Below are 19,204 nucleotides of genomic sequence, written 5' to 3' on the forward strand. Positions count from 1 at the left end.
AATGCAATTTACACAATTATTATTCCAAACGCTATTTCATGAATTGTTTAGCATTAAATTTGCAATCAACATATAACAAAATTATAAAAAAATGAAAAATATAATCTTTGCACTGTTTGCAGTTTTTTTTATTGCCAATAGTTGCACTTCCCAAACATACATAGAAAATGGTTTGCTAAATAAAATTATAGAGCAAGAAGAATTCACCTTCATGGCAGAAAAAGCAAATATTGACAATGCTGATGTTTTAAATATTATGAACTCTCTACCAGGTAGCGCTACAAACAGAATACAAAATCTAGATTATGGCTCCGGTATCGTATTTCACAATAAAGAAATGAAAGTAAATCTTCCTTTTTTTGGTAGAACCTACAACGCTAGAAACAGAGAAAATGGAGGTTTCGTATTTACGAGCAAAGAGTATACTATTGAAAAAAAAGCGGGCAAAAAAGGTCAACAAATACTTACCATCTCTCCAAAAGATGCAGAATATGTGAATAAAATTTATTTGGAAATTAATACAAATGGGAAAACGTACGTCTCTATCAGCTCAAACGATAGACAGCCAATGTCTTTCATTGGATACATAATGAAAAATGAGGACTTAAAAGAAGAAGCAACTTCTAAATAGTTTTTTTCATTAAATTTTCTACAAAATTCTTTGCTTCAGAACTTGGATTCGCTTTCAATTCTGAAGCATTTTTTTTGTTTAAATCATACAATTCCTGCATGCTAGAATCCGTTTTAGTTTTTTCTAAAATATATTGCTGCACCCAAAAATCAAATCTTTTTTCTGCCTGATTTTTTCTTTTTTTATCAAAGGATCCGCTACTTTTTGTAAGGTTGATGTAATTTTCTATTTCTAAATAAACCTCATCCAATCCAACATTATTCAATGCTGAACCTAGGGAAATTGGCACTTTCCAACCTATTTCTTTTTCTGGTAAAAAATGCAAAGCTCTTTTCAATTCTACTTTGGTTTGTTTAGCTTTTTGCAAATTGGTTTCATCTACTTTATTGATGAAAATAAGATCAACCATTTCCATGATGCCACGTTTTATGCCTTGCAATTCATCTCCGCCGCCAATTATTTTTAAAAATAAGAAAACATCAGAAATATCATGCACCAAGACTTCACTTTGCCCAACTCCTACGGTTTCTATTAAAATTAAATCGTAACCTGCAGCTTCACAAAGCAAAATAGTTTCAAAAGTAGTATTGGCAATTCCACCTAAAAATCCAGAGGTTGGACTTGGTCGAATAAATGCGTTTTCTTCTCTAGCAAGATCTTCCATCCGGGTTTTATCTCCCAAAATGCTGCCTTTATTCAGCGTAGAACTCGGATCTATGGCAAGAACAGCCACTTTTTTACCCAGAGAAATCGCCAACTTTCCGAAGTTTTCTATGAAGGTAGATTTCCCCGCACCTGGAACTCCCGTAATTCCAACCCGAATCGAGTTTCCTGTGAAAGGCATGATCTGTTTCAAAACTTCTTCTGCCAAAATTCTATGTTCTGCTTTTTTGCTTTCAACCAAAGTAATGGCTTTTGCGAGCAAACGTTTGTCGCTTGCTTTTATGCCGTTTATTAATATTTCTTTAGAAAGTTTCATTGATCAATTTTACAAAAGAAATTACTCTTCATATTTTCTGTCAAAATTTAACATCCATTTTTTTGCTTCATAAATACAAACTTTATTAAAGTTCTCAAATGTTACATTATAATTATGGTATGAAGTTCCTAAATCAATCAAATCCTCCCAAGAAAATTTTAGCAAATAAAATGGATATAGGTTATCGTCATAATCATTATCTATGCAAATTTTACAAAGATGGTTCAAGTTTGTAATAAGAACTCCTTCATCATTCAAAATTTTTTCTACTTCCGAGTAGGCATTATTTTGTACTGCTTCATCCCCATAAAATTCTCTTAAATTAAATTCTTTCAGAATCTCTGTAACGTAGGGATTGATCTCCAAAGAGTTGACAGGTTTATGAAAACCAGCAACGATCTGAATATTTTCTGTAACAATATTGTTTACTAATAATTCTATTGCCCAATCTACACAAAAATCATAATTAAATATCTCAATTCCTTTTAGGGATTGAACGACTTTTGTGCTTTTTGCATCTGTAATTAAAAATTGTTTTATCATTTTATCATTTCATCATCCCCTCCAAAATCTCACAAGCAGATTTCGGTAAATTCGTTCCTGGTCCGAAAATAAAATTTGCACCATTTTCATAAAGATAATCGTAATCTTGCTGCGGAATTACACCACCCACAACTACCAAAATATCTTCCGCTCCCAATTTTTGCATTTCTTTTACCACTTTCGGTACCAACGTTTTGTGTCCGGCAGCCAAAGAAGAGATTCCTAAAATATGCACATCGTTTTCTATGGCTTGCTTTGCAACTTCTTCTGGCGTTTGGAAAAGCGGGGAAACATCTACGTCAAAACCCATGTCTGCGAAGGATGTTGCCACCACTTTTGCACCACGATCATGACCATCTTGTCCCATTTTGGCAACCATTATTCTTGGTCTTCTACCTTCTTGATCTTCAAATTTTTGAGAAAGCGCCAAAGCTTTTTCAAAATATTCATTTTTTCCTGCATTCATAGCATAAACTCCAGATATGGTTTTTATATTGGCTTTGTATCGCCCAAAACTGGTTTCCATTGCATCAGAAATTTCACCAAGTGTGGCTCTTTTTCTAGCAGCATCTATGGCAAGCGTTAAAAGATTTTGGTCTGAATTTTTTGCTGCATCTCGCATTTTCTGCAAAATTTCTTCAACCTCATCACTATTTCTGTTTGCTTTTACAGAAGCTAAACGTTCCAATTGTTTGCGGCGAACTTCGGTATTATCGATATCTAAAATTTCCAAATCCAATTGTTTTTGGGAAGATTGAAAAGCATTTACACCGATGATTAATTCTTCGCCACTATCAATTTTTGCTTGTTTTTTTGCGGCAGCTTCTTCAATCCTCATTTTCGGAATTCCTTCTTCTATGGCTTTCGTCATTCCACCTGCTTCCTCAATTTCATTGATGAAAATCATGGCTTCATCGATCATTTTTTGCGTTAATGATTCTACCAAATTACTGCCACCGAAAGGATCTACCACTTGGCAAATTCCGCTTTCTTGTTGCAGAATAATCTGGGTATTTCTCGCAATTTTTGCAGAATAATCTGTGGGAAGTGCGATTGCTTCATCCAGAGCGTTGGTGTGTAAAGATTGTGTGCCACCCAAAACTGCCGAAAGTGCTTCAATGGTAGTTCTGGTTACATTATTAAATGGTTCTTGTTCGGTTAAACTCCAACCAGACGTTTGACAATGCGTTCTCAAAGCCAAAGATTTCTGATTTTCTGGCTTGAATTTCGAAATTAAATTTGCCCAAATATATCTTGCTGCGCGCAATTTTGCAATTTCCATAAAATGATTCATCCCAATTGCCCAAAAGAAGGACAATCTTGGTGCGAAATCATCAATTTTCAGACCTGCTTCTATTCCAGTTTTCACATATTCCAAACCATCTGCCAAAGTATAAGCCATTTCTAAAACTGGCGTTGCTCCAGCTTCTTGCATGTGGTAACCCGAGATAGAAATTGAATTGAATTTCGGAATATTTTGCGAAGTATATTCAAAAATATCTGAAATAATTTTCATAGATGGTTTTGGCGGATAGATGTAGGTATTTCTCACCATAAATTCCTTCAAAATATCGTTTTGTATCGTTCCAGAAAGTAGATTTTCCGCAACACCTTGTTCTTCTGCGGCAACAATATAAAAAGCTAAAATGGGCAAAACTGCACCATTCATCGTCATAGAAACCGAAATTTGATCGAGTGGAATTTGATCAAATAAAATCTTCATATCTTCTACAGAATCTATGGCAACTCCAGCTTTTCCTACATCTCCTTCTACTCTTGGATGGTCGGAATCGTAACCGCGATGCGTTGCTAGATCAAAAGCTACGGAAAGTCCTTTTTGTCCGGCTGCAAGATTCCTACGGTAAAAAGCGTTGGATTCTTCGGCAGTGGAAAAACCTGCATATTGTCGGATTGTCCATGGTTTTTTCACGTACATTGTAGAATATGGACCACGAAGAAAAGGTGCAATTCCGGCAACTGTTTTGTTTTCTATTAATGGTTTTGCATCAGTTGCAGTATATGCAGATTTCATTTCTAAGCCATCTTTTTCAAAAAAGTAAGGTAAACTTTCTGGAAAATTAATTTTGAAATCTGGATTTTCGTTCTGGATTTTCGTTCGCATTTTTAGAATATTCGGTGGAAGTAAATTTACAAATTTTTGGGCAAAGAAAAGAATTCATTTAATACTAAAATTCTAGAGCTTTTTCGGCAATTTTATTTTTTTTAATTTAAGTAGGTAGTTAATTGCATACTAATTCAGATTGATAGATTTTATCATTTTCAACCATTCTCTTTAATAAGTTGTTGAATATTGTAGATTTACTTTGAGATCGATTAATACGAAAACAAAATTCTTTGAGGTACCTTTTCAATTATTGGGACTCATCCAAGAATATGTGGTTCTAATCCATGATTCAAACTGATGAATCATTGTGTGTACGACTTGAAATTTAATCCTTTATCACTCTAAATTTGATCATTCAAAACTAGATTTGGATTAGTTGCTCACTTAATCTAAAGAAAACCTCAAAGTTGATTGACTTTGAGGTTTTTTTGTCTAATTAAATTCTGAAAGTTCAGACTTCAAAATTTGAATATAAAATGATTCGTTTATTTTTTCTCGTAATAATTTTCAACTAAAATAGACTCTCCATTTAAAAAACTTTTTTCTGAAATTTTAAATTGTTTGTCGGACAATTTTTGTAGTGTTTCGGATTTACGGATGTCATTTTCTGTATAATTTAAATTGCCATTAGTAAAATTAAGTCCACCTGTTTTAATTTCATGTAAAGTGCAGTTTTTACCTGTAGCAAAATGTTTTATTAAATTATGTCTACCATCAGTTTCAGCTATTTCCCAATAGGATTTTCCTTGGCATTCCATTTTTAAGTTGGTTTCGGTACCATTTTTTTGCACTTTTAGTAGCGTATTGTACCATTTACCTTTTAATTTTTCAATATTTTCAAAAGTAGTGCTTTGTTTGAAAGATTTTTTAGTCTTTTGAGAATTGCATTGCATAAATAATAGAAATGCAAAGATGAATAAGAAATTACTTTTCATTTTTTTTAAATTATTAGATTAGTTGAAATTTGCTGCTGCCATTTTATTTAAAATAAAATGGGTAATCTAAAAAAATAGATTACCCAAATTAAAGTATAAATTATTAAATGAGCCTATTTAACAATTAATTTTTCTGTTGTTTCTGTTTTACCAGAATTAATTTTTACGATATAATTACCTTTAGTTAATTTAGAATCTACGTTCAAAACGCTATTGTTGGCTGTTCCGGTATTTTGATATACTAATCTTCCGGCCATATCTACTATTGCAACTTGAACATTTTTTATAGATGCATCTCCAAATTTGATACTGAAGACACCATCATTTGATGGATTAGGATATAATGAGATGCCATTATTTTTTGTTCCATTATTTTCCACAGCCAATGTTGCATTGGTAATAGTTACCATATAATCTTCTACTTGACCATAAGCAATATTAGTAGCGCAACTTGCATAACTATCATCTGCACCTACAACTCTCATTCTCAACGGAGTGTCTAGAACAACTCCCGTAGAAGGAATTACAAATGTATTGATACTTTGTGTACCAGCTGGAACAGTGAGCGATGAAATTATTTTTTCTGTACTTTCATTGAAAGCTCCGTCGTTGTTGTAATCTATATAAACATTAAAAACATTGTCATTTGTAGTACAAGATAAGGTGATTGATTGTGGATTTGAATTGGCAGATAATGTAGTAGAATATTTTGTATTGCTACAAGTAAGCAAAGAATAATCATAGTACGTTTTGTTGTTATTACTATTATTACTTCCTGTAGTTGCATTATTAATAGTTCCTAATTTTACTAAAGTAGGGCCAAATTGAAAATTACCAGTATTTGTATTATTTACATTTGGCACACAAGCTGCGGCAACAAGTGTTGGCGAACTTGCAGAAGGAGGAGTTCCGCCTAAAGATGTAGTAAGACCGCTTCTATTTGCTAAAAACAATGCCGTTCCTCTATTTTTTTGTCCTTGTGTGAATAATCTGCTAGAACTTGTGTAGTTCATTACATTAAATTGCACATTATTCCAACCTGCTGCATCACATGGATTTACGGAGCCATTTGCAGGCAAAGGATCTACACCTAAAAGGCTTTTGGTAGAAGGTGTATCACATACTTTATCGTTATCCGTTGTGCAACCTCCAGATGTAACCGTAGGACAAGCAGTTGTAGTTCCTGTATTAAATGGATGATCCAAACCTAAAGAATGTCCGAACTCATGTGGCAATGTTGTAGGATCGTTTGCATCTATCACTACATAAGCCTTCATGAAAGTATCAAAAGATGCATCTGGATTTGTAGGAAAACTAGCGTAACCTTGCAAACCTCCAGTTTGAGAAACTGGTGTAGAATCAAAAGTATTAACTACATAAATATTGTAATAAGATTGTGGATCCCATCTGGATAAAGCTCTTGCTTGGTCTGGAGAAACACCATTGGTATTATCACTATTTAATCCTGTAGTTGTATATTGAGGATAAGTAGCAGTTACATTTATTTGGTTGATACCTGTAGTCGCTCCACAAGTTGGAGATCTTTTTGCCAAAACCAATTTAAATGGAATTACTGTACCACCTTGAGCAACAGTAAGCCAGTCTCCTCCAAAAGTAGTATCATAGAATTTATTACAATTGTTGATCCAGGTAATAATTTCTGCATCTGTTCTTAAAGGTGCAGTACCATCATTCAGCAAGTGAACTACTACTGGAATTTCATAAACAGTTTCCGCTTTACCTGTTAAAGATCCGTGTCCATTATCTCTCAAGAATTTTTGGATATCCATTGCCATCAATTTAGCTTCCGCTTCTTCGCGTGCTTGCTTTATTGCTGGATTTGCTTTTTCTAATCTTGCTTGGTTTTGATCAAATGCACAAGGCTCTTGTGCAGACGCATAAGAAAAAAACAGCGCAGTAAAAATAAGTAGTAAATACTTTTTCATATTTTATTTTTTAAAATTGGAAACAAAGATAATATTTATTGGGTACACAAACAATAATTTATATTATTTTCATATTAATAAAAATTTAATAATGTTTAAGGGATATTTAATAAATAATCAAAAAAAATCTGCGATTTATTAATCGCAGATGTAGAATTTTTTATAGTTTGAAGATAATTTAATAATTTTCTTCCTCCCCTTTCATTTTCTCGGCATTTTCTGCCATGATTACGGCATCTATCATTTCTTGAATATCGCCATTCATGTATGCATCTAGATTATACAAAGATTTATTTACACGATGGTCTGTAACTCTACCTTGGGAATAGTTGTAAGTTTTTATTTTTGCAGAACGATCTCCTGTAGAAACCATAGATTTTCTTTGTGCTGCAATATCGCCGACAGATTTTTGAACTTCTATATCGTATAATTTGGTACGAAGCATCTCCATTGCTAATTCTCTATTTGCGAGTTGAGAACGAGCTTGTTGACAAACAACTACCATCCCAGAAGGTTTGTGCGTTAGTTGTACTTTAGTTTCTACCTTATTCACGTTTTGTCCACCTGCACCACCAGAACGGGACGTTTGCATTTCTATATCGGCAGGATTTAATTCGAAATCTATTTCTTCGGCTTCTGGCAAAACAGCAATAGTAATTGCAGAAGTATGCACTCTTCCCTGAGATTCTGTTTCCGGAACTCTTTGAACGCGGTGAACACCAGATTCAAATTTCATAATTCCATAAACTCCTTGTCCTTCTACTTTGATCACCAATTCTTTGTAACCTTTGCTGGCTTCGCTGGAATCTGTGATTTCATGCTTCCAACCTTTCGTTTTGAAATACATGCTGTACATTCTGTAAATATCTTCTACAAAAATGGCTGCTTCATCTCCTCCAGTTCCGGAGCGAAGTTCTACAATTACGTTTTTATCGTCTGTAGGATCTTTTGGGATTAGCAGTACTTTCAACTCCTCCTCAAAAACTGGTAATTGATCCATGGCTTCGTATTTTTCTACTTTTGCCATTTCTACAAACTCTTTATCAGATCCATCTGCGATTATTTCGTCGGATTCCTCAATTGTAGTCAAAGCTTGAGTATACTTATCAAACACGGCAACGATTTTTCCTAAATCGCTGTATTCTTTGTTTAAGGTTGAATATTTTTTCTGATCAGAAATTATTTCTGGTTGTATGATGAGATCTGCAACTTCATTGTAGCGTTGCTTTATGGCTTGTAATTTTGGTATAAGAGATTGAGACATGCGTGATATTTTGTGAATGCAAAGATAGTGAATGAAAAAAGAAAGTTTTCTATTTTGAATTTTGAAAAATGAAACACTTTATAACCTAACCCTGATAGGAACGGCATCCTGTTTTTGCGAGGTATAAAGCAATCTGATAATGGGATTGCTTCGTACCTCGCAAATACAGATATAGTGGATAGCAGGCTAACTTTTTAAAAAAAGCGACCCTCTTTCTGTTTCTAAAAAGAAAAAAAGATTGCTTTCTAGAAAACAATCTTTATATAATCGCACTTTTTGAAAAGTGAAAAGTTTAATTAATGATGAGCGTGATCGTCGTGAGCATGCAAAAATGGACCATGCCCTTTTGGTTCGTTAAAAATAACAGTAACTCCTTCTTGCTCATAGATTTTCTTTCTGCGGATATCTTCTGGATTAAATGGTTTTGTTTTCCCGAAATATTCTCTCAAACCTACCGTTAACCAAATAGGGATTACATAGCCGAAGAACATAAATATACACCAAAAACCGATAAGGAACATGGTGATGAAAAATACAATCCAAAGGAATTGATAAAAAGGCCAGAAAGAAGATAATATGGTAATCATTTTATTATAATTTTTAGCAAAAATAATTCTTTTAATCTAAAATAAAAAGTTTTCTAGGGTAATTTTTACCATATTTAATAAAAGTATAAATAAAAAAGTGCAATGAAGATTTTTAAATTTATAGCAATTAGTACTATTGTTTAAATTGGGATTGAAGTAAAACTATGTTTATTCGAATAACTAATATTATTAAATATTTAATAGATAACAAACTTACATATTAATTTATAACTATTTTTACTTTAAAAATATAAATATTTGCAATTAACCACTCCTCATCTATAACCATCACTACTCTTCCTGCTTACGACAATAATAAATTAACCGTCATGGTAAGAGATGTAGCTACAAGTACTTGGGAAACAGTACTCGCAAGTGATACCAATATGGCATCTTGGAGAACTCAAGTGATAACGCTTAACCCAAGCTATATAAACAAAACCATAGAAGTACGCTTTATTGTTGATAAAAACGTAGCTGGAAATGGGTATTTTTATGACGATTTGCTATTAGATGAAATAAAGGTAAATTCTTTGGCATTGCTAAGAACTTCCGAAAATAGCAAAGAGCAGAAAGATGTAAAACTTTATCCAAATCCCTTCACAGATATTGTAAATGTTTCTGATGCAAAAGCTTTGGTTTCTGTATCCGTTACAGATCTTTCTGGAAGATTGGTGAAAACAATTAATAAACCAACTTCACAAATAAATTTGGGAGATTTGAAAACTGGTATGTATTTAATTACTTTAAAATAACAAAATGGAACAACGAAAACCGTGAAAGCTCTTAAGAAGTAAGCTTTAACAATTAATCTTAAATTCAAGCGGCTTTTACAGCCGCTTTTTCGTTTAAATTTTTAATTCTCACCTAGTGATCTTACAAATAAAGAGATTCCTAACAACCTTAAAAACCGACAAATAAAATTAATATTACAAATAAATCATCTTTAATTCATTAATTGTAATTATTCATTAAAAAAATCATTGAACATACAATAATAATTCAAAAAATACGATATGTAATTAATATTAAATTTACTTATTTTCGTTGAAATTTAAATAAATTACCTATGGAAAAAAATTACTTACAGAAATTATTAAGCAGATATCTGCATCTAAATTGGCGCACCACTTTGGTACTAGCTTGCTTTACAATCTTCGGGTTAAATTCCGTAAAAGGACAAGTAAGCAGTTATATTTTTACGCAAAACAATAGTTCTTTCACTTCCGTAAGCGGAACGATATTGGCAGCAGCAACTTCTAATAGTGGAGCTACAAGTTTGTACAATGTTTCCTATCCACTTACGCTACCCTTTGCTTTTAATTTTAATGGTCAATCTTATTCAGATTTAACGGTATCCTCCAATGGATATGTGACTTTTGGAGCTGGTGCTGCAACCAACAACACTCCAATTTCCTCTGCCGTAACCTATAATGGTGCGATTTCTGCTTGGGGAAGATCCATCAATTCTATTGGTGACGTCCTAGGTAAATCTGGTAATATAAGTTGGACTGTACAAGGAACTGCACCAAACAGGGTGGCCATAATACAGTGGGAAAATTTTAGACCTATATATTCAACCTCAACCACATCAGTACATGTTTTTTCTTTTCAAATAAAATTATCAGAAACTACAAATGAAATTTCTACAATATACTCCGCAGGTTCTATATTGGTTGGAACTGGAGCATTTTCTTCTACAAATGCACAAATAGGATTGCGTGGTGCAAGCAGTGCAGATTTTAATAATAGAACAAACCCATCTACAGTAGCATTTACTAATTCTAACGCAGGAATTGCTAGTGGTGATGGTCAATCTTTCAACACGCTAGTAGATCCTCCTGGAATGCCTGCAGATGGATTAACATATACTTGGACACCAACTACCTGTATCCATCCAACTGCATTATTAGTTGATAATATTACAACTACATCTGCTATGGTATCTTGGACTGCTCCAATATCTGCCCCCGCAAATGGATATGATATCTACTATAGCACGAGTAGCACCTCGCCAAATACCACAACTTCGCCAACACTTTCTGGTGTTACAGGTATATCTCAAAATTTAACTTCGTTAACTCCTGCTACAGAGTACTATGTTTGGGTAAGGTCTGCATGCAACAGTATGGAATCTAGCAGTTGGCTAGGTTATTATAAATTCACTACAGCTTGTAATCCAGTTACTTACATGTATGAAAATTTTGATAGTTATATTACAGGAAGTATCGTCCCAATTTGTTGGGATAGAATTATCAGCGGTACGGGATCACAAACAATTAATTCTGGTACACCAAATTCTCCTCCAAACAATTTGTACCAATATAGTTTTACCCCAGATAGACAAACAATAGTTGTCTTGCCAAACTTTAGTAATATTAATGCTGGTACACACTGGATAAGATTAAAAGGAAGAGTAACTACAGCTCCAAGAACAATTGAATTTGGATACGTAACAGATCCTACCGATGCAAACTCATTTGTTTTAATTGAAGCAAAGGATATTACAAATACAACCTATGGCGCGGCAGATTCTGAATACACAATAGAAGTACCTGCTACAGTACCTGCTAATGCAAGATTTGCAATTAAAAATCCTGGTACAGTATCTACCACTTTTTATTATGATGATGTTTATTGGGAGCCAAAACCTACTTGTTTAGCTCCTACAACTGTTACCGTAACTAACATTACGACTTCAACTTCCACTATTTCGTGGGTAGCATCTACTTCTACACCTGCAAATGGCTATGATGTTTATTACAGCACTATAAATACGGCACCAGTAGCAGCCAGTGTTCCAAATCATTCTAATGTTATGGGATTATCACAAAATTTATCGGGTTTGGCAGCAGCAACAACTTTTTATGTATGGGTACGTTCCGTATGCAGTACTTCAGATCAAAGCAGTTGGACAGCTCTACCAAGTTTTACAACAGAATGTACTCCAGTAGCTACGATGTTTGAAAATTTTGATAGTTATGCAGCCACTAGCATTGTACCAGATTGTTGGGATAGATTAATTATAGGATCTGGAACACAGACCATAAGTAGTACTGGTGCAAATTCTGGAACTAGAAATTTATACCAATATAGTAGTTCTGTTTTAAATCAATCAATCGTAATATTACCACCTTTTAGCAATATAAATGCGGGTACACATTGGTTGAGATTAAAAGCTAGAGTAACCGCAGCACCAAGAGATATTGAATTTGGATACATTACAGATGTTAATGATGCTAATTCTTTTGTAATAGTAGAAATAAAAAGCATTACCAATACTTCATATGCGGATTTAAGCGCAGAATACACATTCGCACTTCCTACTACCGTTCCTGCAAATGCAAGGGTTGCTATCAAAAATGCTGGTGGAAGTTCTACCATAACATTTTATTATGATGATGTTTACTGGGAAGTTGCACCTACGTGTTTACCATTGGCAAACATAGCACCTTCTAGTGTAAATACTACAACAGCAGAGGTTTCTTGGACAGCACCAATACCTGCTGCTGCAAGTGGATATGATGTATATTATAGTACTACAAACAGTGCACCTACTGCTGCTACAGTTTTAAATAGTACAAATTCTGTGAGTGTTGGCTCCGCTGTTGCGATGGCAAACTTAACGGGACTTACTCCTGCAACTACTTATTATATTTGGGCAAGAGCTAAATGTTCTTCTTCAGATTTTAGTACGTACACTTCTGGTGGAAGTTTTACCACTGCATGTATCGCTTTCTCAGCTCCTTTCACAGAATCTTTCAGCTCTGGTACGATACCAAATTGCTGGAGCAATACCAGTACAGATGGTTCTGCAGGTGCATTGTGGAAATTTACAGGTGCACCAGGATATGGAGCTACCCCAAATGGAAGTACAGTTGGTACTTATGCTTGGGTAGACGCTTCTACACCATACACAGGAGGTGTAAATGATGTTACCCTTCAAACTCCTTTAATAAACTTGATGGGAATTACAGATCCAGGAATTCAATTTAATTGGTTTAAAAATCACTCCTCATCTACAACCGTCACTACTCTTCCAGCTTATGACAACAATAAATTAACTGTTATGGTAAGAGATGTAGCTACAAGTACATGGGAAACAGTATTCGCAAGTGATACCAATATGGCATCTTGGAGAACTCAAGTGATAACTCTTAACCCAAGCTATATAAACAAAACCATAGAAGTACGCTTCATTGTTGATAAAAATGTAGCTGGAAATGGGTATTTCTATGATGATTTATTATTAGATGAAATAAAGGTAAATTCTTTGGCATTGCTAGGAACTTCCGAAAATAGCAAAGAGCAGAAAGATGTAAAACTTTATCCAAATCCCTTCACAGATATTGTAAATATTTCTGATGCAAAAGGTTTGGTTTCTGTATCCGTTACAGATCTTTCTGGAAGATTGGTGAAAACAATTAATAAACCAACTTCGCAAATTAATTTGGGTGATTTGAGAACGGGTATGTATTTAATTACTTTAAAATATCAAAATGGAGAATCTAAATCTATAAAAGCAATTAAAAAATAAATTATTCTTTTATAATTATTGATAACGTCGCAGATTTCTGCGGCGTTTTTTTTATGATAAATTTAATTTACATATAAATCAACAAAATCAATGTTACTTTAAAAATAAAAGAATGTATATTAAGTTTTTTTAGTTATTTTAGCTTCAAATTAAAACTTTACTACATGAAACAAAATTACTTTAAGAATTTGGGGCGCAAATTGCTGCGATTCAATTTTAAAACCTGCTTAGCACTGATAATGCTGACAAGTTTCGGACTTGGTTCGCTGAATGCCCAAGTTAGCGGCTATGTGTTTTCACAAGCCAATGGTTCTTACTCTTCTATTGGTGGAACAGTTCTCGGAAATGCAACATCAAATAGCACTGTTACTTCCTTGTATTTGACATCATTCCCAGTAACGATGCCCTTCGTTTTCAAATTTAATGGGCAAAGTTATACCAACCTCAACATGTCTTCGAATGGTTATGTATCTTTCGGGACTGGCTCCGCAACTGGAACATCTCCCATCTCCGCAACTACCACCTACGATGGTGCGATTGCAGCGTGGGGAAGAAGTATAAATTCTATTTATGATATTTTGGGGAAATCCGGGAACATGAGTTGGACGGTAGAAGGAACGGCGCCAAACAGAGTTGCTGTTTTTCAATGGGAAAACTTCAGACCATCCTACACCACTTCTACAAGTCAAGTTTATGTGTTTTCATTTCAAATTCGATTAGCAGAAAGCACCAATGTAATTTCAACGGTCTACTCTTCGGGAAATTATTTAATTGGAGGAACTACCACATATTCTGGAACGGGAACTCAGATAGGATTGCGTGGTTTCACAAATTCAGATTTTAATAATCGACTCACAGCGAGCACAGCAGTTTTTGGTAACTCTACACCAGGAACTGCTAATAGCAGTGGGCAATCGTTTAATACAGTTACATCTACACCAGGGATGCCTGCAGATGGCCTTACCTACATTTGGACACCTCCAACTTGTTTTGGACCTACAGGAATAGCAGTTTCAAATATTACAACAAATTCTGCAGATTTAGCTTGGACAACATCAAGCTCAACACCTACAAATGGATATGATGTATATTATAGTACTACAAATACAGCTCCTAATGGAACTACAACTCCCAACCACACTTCTGTAATGGGATCATCACAAGCTTTATCTGGTTTATCGCCTTCAACCACTTATTATGTGTGGGTAAGATCAGTTTGCAGTGCGTCTGATACCAGTTCTTGGATTGCATTACCAAATTTTAATACACTTTGTGCTCCACTAAATTATATGTACGAAAATTTTGATAGTACTATTACAGGTAGTGTAGTTCCAAATTGCTGGGTAAGATTAGCAGGAACTGGAACTCAAAGCATTACAACAACAAGTCCTGTTTCCGCTCCAAATAACCTTTACCAAAATAGCACGTCAACTACCAATCAAACCATTGTTGTCTTGCCAGAATTTAGTAATATAAACGCTGGTACGCATTGGTTAAGATTAAAAGCGAGAGTTGGAGTTGCACCAAGAGTTATAGAATTCGGATACGTCACCAATGCTAATGATGCAAGTACATTTGTACTAATAGAATCGAAAAACATCAATAATATAGTATATACAAGTAATGATTCTGAATATACCATCATCGTACCAAGCACAATACCAGCAAACGCTAGATTAGCAATAAAAAATCCAGGAACAACATCCACCGCTTTATACTACGATGATGTGTACTGGGAACCAATACCTAGTTGTATGCCACCTTCCGCACCTACAGTGAGTAACATTACATCAGCAAGTGCAGATATTGCATGGGTAGCATCTACAACAACTCCTGCAAATGGTTATGAAGTTTATTACACTACTACAAGCGTAGCTCCTACAGCTTCTACCACGCCAAACCACACTAATGTGACGGGATTATCACAATCTCTGTCTGGTTTAATTCCAGCAACCGAATATTTCGTGTGGATTAGATCTAAATGTAGCTCCTCAGATTCTAGTACTTGGGTTGCAGTACAATCTTTCAATACAGCTTGTTTATCCGTTACAAGCATGTACGAAAACTTTGATACGACACCAACAGGATCTGTTGTGCCATCTTGTTGGGATAGAATTGTGAGTGGTGCAGGATCTCAAACAATTTCAACAACTTCCCCTAATTCTTCTCCTAATAATGTTTACGCATTCAGTAGCTCTAGCGCAAATCAAGTAATATTAGTTCTTCCCGTTTTTAGTAATATAAATGCAGGAACTCACTGGCTAAGATTAAAAGCAAGAGTGTCTACAGGACCAAGAACCATAGAATTTGGCTATGTCACCAATGTAACAGATGCAAATTCATTTGTATTGCTTACAACCAAAACAATGTCTAATATCACTTATTCGAGTATAGATTCGGAATATACCATCATCGTACCGAATACTGTACCAGCAAATGCAAGATTGGCAATAAAAAATTCCGGATCCGCATCTACAGCATTATATATTGATGATGTTTATTGGGAAGTAGCTCCTACTTGTTTTCCACCAGATGTTGTAACACCTTCTGGAGCAGGATCTACCACAGCTACGATAAGCTGGACAGCTGCTATACCTGTTCCAACAAATGGATACGAAATTTATTATAGCACCAATAATACTCCACCAACCGCTGCTACAATTCCAAATGTAACTGGTATTGTTGGCAATTCAACAACTATCTCTGGTTTAAATCCAGTTTCAACGTATTTTGTATGGGTTCGTTCAGCTTGTAGCACAATCGACAAAAGCACTTGGAGTAATGTAGCATCGTTTACAACTTCTTGTCAACCACCAGCTCTTTTGACAACTACTGGCGCAACGGTTTGTCCAAATGGAACAGCCACTTTATCTGCAACTGCAGATCCTGGAGCTACAATACAATGGTATGATGGTGCAGGCACACTTCTATCAACAGGAAATTCTTTCACTTCACCTGCACTTACTACAACAACTACTTATTTTGCTACAGCTGCAATAGGATCTAACAATCTTCCTGCTGGTAAAGCAAATTATGGTTCTGGACCAACAAGTGGTTCTGGAACTACGAATTTCGGATTGGTGTTTGATGTTATTTCACCATCAACTCTAACTAGCGTTACTATCTATCCTGTAAGTGCAACCAATACCGCTGGAACCGTAATTATTGATATTATAGATGGCAACGGAAATATTTTGCAATCTAAAACAGAAAATGTAACAGGTTCTCCAGCTGGAACTCCAGTAGCTCATGTTGCTACTTTAAATTTCTCCTTACTTCCTGGTACCAATTATAAAATAAGACCAAGAAGTTACACTGGAATTACAGGATTACTTTTTGATCCTTCTGCAACTGCCCCAAGTGGAAATTATGGCTATCCTTTTGTTCTACCTGGTATTTTAACTATTAACTCTAGTACATTAACAGCCACACCAACAAACACTGCAAGAACTGATCTTTATTATTATTTCTATGACTGGAAAGTTTCTTCTCAATGTGAATCTGCACAACAAAGTGTAGTTGCAACAGTAGATGCGGCATGCTTATCAACTTCAGAAGTAACTAAAAATGATGTGAAAATTTATCCAAATCCATTCACAGATGTTATTAATATTTCAGATGTGAGAGGTTTAGCTTCTATTACAGTGAATGATGTTTCTGGAAGATTGATTAAAACAATTCTAAAACCTAATGAAAAAATATTTTTAGGAGAGTTAAAATCTGGAATGTACCTTCTGACATTGAAATATCAAAATGGACAAACTAAAACGATAAAAGCAATTAAAAAGTAAATATTTATTTTAAATATGAAATCAACGCCGCAAAATTTTGCGGCGTTTTTTTTGTGATAAATTTCAATTGTGTAATCTTTCAGAATTAATTAAATTTATACAAAATATTAAAAACTATGAATTTTAGAGTAGAAAAAGATACCATGGGCGATGTACAAGTCCCTGCAGATAAATTTTGGGGTGCACAAACAGAACGCTCTCGCAACAATTTCAAAATAGGACCAGAAGCATCTATGCCTACAGAAATAATTGAGGCGTTTGCAGTCTTAAAAAAAGCTGCAGCCTTCGCAAATTGCGAATTGGGTGTTTTGCCAGAAAATAAAAGAGATTTAATTGCTGCTGTTTGTGATGAAATTTTGGAAGGCAAGTTGGCAGATCAGTTTCCATTAGTTATCTGGCAAACAGGTTCTGGAACGCAATCCAATATGAATTTAAACGAAGTGATATCCAACAAATCTCACGTAAATTCTGGCGGAAAACTAGGCGAAAAAGCAGAAGTTCATCCAAATGATGATGTGAATAAATCTCAATCTTCCAACGATACTTATCCAACGGCAATGCACATTGCAGCCTACAAGAAAGTAGTAGAACACACACTTCCTTCCGTAGAAAAATTGAGAAATACTTTGAATGAAAAAGCCGAAAAATTTCAAAATGTTGTGAAAATCGGTCGTACGCATTTGATGGATGCAACACCTTTAACGCTTGGTCAAGAATTTTCTGGTTATGTAGCACAATTGGATTATGCGATGAAGGCAATTTCTAATACCTTAGACCATTTGCAAGAATTGGCTTTGGGTGGAACCGCCGTAGGAACTGGCTTGAACGCACCAAAAGGTTATGACGTTTTGGTTGCGAAATATATTTCAGATTTTACAAACTTACCTTTCATCACTGCTCCAAATAAATTTGAAGCTTTGGCAGCACATGATGCCATCGTAGAATCTCACGGTGCTTTGAAGCAATTGGCAGTTTCTCTTTACAAAATTGCCCAAGATATTCGTTTTTTAGCTTCCGGACCAAGAAGTGGATTGGGGGAAATAATGATCCCAGAAAATGAACCAGGATCTTCCATCATGCCAGGAAAAGTAAATCCTACACAAAACGAAGCTATGACAATGGTTTGCGCACAAGTTTTAGGTAATGATACTACCATTTCTTTCGCAGGAACACAAGGAAATTTTGAACTCAATGTTTTCAAACCTGTGATGGCGTATAATTTCTTGCAATCTGCACAACTTTTGGGCGATGCTTGTGTTTCTTTTAATGATCATTGCGCTATCGGAATTGAAGCCAACGAAACTAGAATTACTGAATTATTAAATAAATCTTTAATGCTTGTAACCGCATTAAACACACACATCGGCTACGAAAATGCTGCAAAAATTGCAAAAACCGCTCACAAAAACGGTACAACTTTGAAAGAAGAAGCCGTGAATCTTGGTTTGCTCACGGCAGATCAATTTGATGAATGGGTGAAAGCTGAGGATATGATTTAAAAGACTATTAGAAAATAGACTGATAGATAATAGATTTTAAAAGCGTGAGAATTTTCTTGCGCTTTTTTTTATTTAAAAAATTATTCTTCAGTTGAATCTCCTTTTTCATTGATAAAATCTTGTTCTTCTTTGGTGAGATTAGACTGTACTTTTTCCTCGCTTATCTTTAATTCGTTCCAAAAATTTTCATTAATTGAGACAGGTTTTGAAAGTCCAGATTTTGTGGAAGGTTTGAAATTTTTAAAAATTATATCTCTTGCAGATCGATATATATAGTCAGCCATTAAAAACTATTTAAACAACTGATTAATAGTTATTTAGAAGTTATAAAGTTTGTTTATATCTGCAAGAAAACGTATCTTTATGT

The 19,204-nt window shown here is 34.7% G+C and carries 13 protein-coding genes and 1 pseudogene; 5 read left to right on the forward strand and 9 right to left on the reverse strand.

Annotation, left to right across the window (positions count from 1 at the left end):
• Positions 1–91 precede the first annotated feature (91 nt).
• The gene (locus tag HNQ03_RS06660; RefSeq protein WP_173778896.1) at positions 92–631 is read left to right on the forward strand and encodes a DUF4251 domain-containing protein; all 540 of its coding nucleotides are present in this window, start codon (positions 92–94) and stop codon (positions 629–631) included.
• On the opposite strand, the gene meaB is transcribed toward HNQ03_RS06660, so the two are convergent.
• The 8 genes and pseudogenes from meaB to HNQ03_RS06700 all read right to left on the reverse strand — a co-directional run bounded on the left by meaB (position 624) and on the right by HNQ03_RS06700 (position 9,010).
• Positions 624–1,610: a methylmalonyl Co-A mutase-associated GTPase MeaB gene (meaB, locus tag HNQ03_RS06665; protein WP_173778897.1), complete on the reverse strand. Its 987-nt coding sequence runs from the start codon at positions 1,608–1,610 to the stop codon at positions 624–626. The genes HNQ03_RS06660 and meaB overlap by 8 nt on opposite strands.
• Positions 1,611–1,631: 21 nt before the next feature.
• The gene (locus HNQ03_RS06670) at positions 1,632–2,153 is read right to left on the reverse strand and encodes a hypothetical protein (protein ID WP_173778898.1); all 522 of its coding nucleotides are present in this window, start codon (positions 2,151–2,153) and stop codon (positions 1,632–1,634) included.
• Positions 2,154–2,157: 4 nt separating this feature from the next.
• Entirely contained in the window at positions 2,158–4,275 is a 2,118-nt protein-coding gene (gene scpA / locus HNQ03_RS06675; protein WP_173778899.1) for a methylmalonyl-CoA mutase, read from the reverse strand.
• A 118-nt stretch (positions 4,276–4,393) separates the two neighbouring features.
• Positions 4,394–4,602 (reverse strand): annotated as a pseudogene (locus tag HNQ03_RS06680) (IS1595 family transposase); the annotation flags it as partial.
• A 161-nt stretch (positions 4,603–4,763) separates the two neighbouring features.
• Positions 4,764–5,213, reverse strand: coding sequence for a hypothetical protein (locus HNQ03_RS06685; protein ID WP_173778900.1), 450 nt, complete (start codon positions 5,211–5,213; stop codon positions 4,764–4,766).
• A gap of 113 nt (positions 5,214–5,326) precedes the next feature.
• The gene (locus tag HNQ03_RS06690; RefSeq protein WP_173778901.1) at positions 5,327–7,159 is read right to left on the reverse strand and encodes a zinc-dependent metalloprotease; all 1,833 of its coding nucleotides are present in this window, start codon (positions 7,157–7,159) and stop codon (positions 5,327–5,329) included.
• Positions 7,160–7,337: 178 nt separating this feature from the next.
• Positions 7,338–8,423: a peptide chain release factor 1 gene (gene prfA, locus HNQ03_RS06695; RefSeq protein WP_173778902.1), complete on the reverse strand. Its 1,086-nt coding sequence runs from the start codon at positions 8,421–8,423 to the stop codon at positions 7,338–7,340.
• 296 nt (positions 8,424–8,719) lie between these two features.
• Positions 8,720–9,010: a hypothetical protein gene (locus tag HNQ03_RS06700; RefSeq protein WP_173778903.1), complete on the reverse strand. Its 291-nt coding sequence runs from the start codon at positions 9,008–9,010 to the stop codon at positions 8,720–8,722.
• 329 nt (positions 9,011–9,339) lie between these two features.
• On the opposite strand from HNQ03_RS06700, the gene HNQ03_RS06705 reads away from it, so the two are divergent.
• The 4 genes from HNQ03_RS06705 to fumC all read left to right on the forward strand — a co-directional run bounded on the left by HNQ03_RS06705 (position 9,340) and on the right by fumC (position 18,837).
• Positions 9,340–9,765: a T9SS type A sorting domain-containing protein gene (locus tag HNQ03_RS06705; RefSeq protein WP_173778904.1), complete on the forward strand. Its 426-nt coding sequence runs from the start codon at positions 9,340–9,342 to the stop codon at positions 9,763–9,765.
• Between the two features lie 314 nt (positions 9,766–10,079).
• Positions 10,080–13,547 (forward strand): fibronectin type III domain-containing protein, encoded by a 3,468-nt coding sequence (locus tag HNQ03_RS06710; protein WP_173778905.1) that lies wholly within the window; start codon positions 10,080–10,082, stop codon positions 13,545–13,547.
• Between the two features lie 239 nt (positions 13,548–13,786).
• Positions 13,787–17,338, forward strand: a complete 3,552-nt coding sequence (locus HNQ03_RS06715; RefSeq protein WP_173778906.1) for a fibronectin type III domain-containing protein — start codon at positions 13,787–13,789, stop codon at positions 17,336–17,338.
• A 116-nt stretch (positions 17,339–17,454) separates the two neighbouring features.
• Positions 17,455–18,837, forward strand: coding sequence for a class II fumarate hydratase (fumC, locus tag HNQ03_RS06720; RefSeq protein ID WP_173778907.1), 1,383 nt, complete (start codon positions 17,455–17,457; stop codon positions 18,835–18,837).
• Between the two features lie 80 nt (positions 18,838–18,917).
• On the opposite strand, the gene HNQ03_RS06725 is transcribed toward fumC, so the two are convergent.
• The gene (locus tag HNQ03_RS06725; protein WP_173778908.1) at positions 18,918–19,121 is read right to left on the reverse strand and encodes a hypothetical protein; all 204 of its coding nucleotides are present in this window, start codon (positions 19,119–19,121) and stop codon (positions 18,918–18,920) included.
• Positions 19,122–19,204 lie beyond the last annotated feature (83 nt).

The sequence above is a fragment of the Frigoriflavimonas asaccharolytica genome (assembly GCF_013294015.1).
Taxonomy (GTDB): domain Bacteria; phylum Bacteroidota; class Bacteroidia; order Flavobacteriales; family Weeksellaceae; genus Frigoriflavimonas; species Frigoriflavimonas asaccharolytica.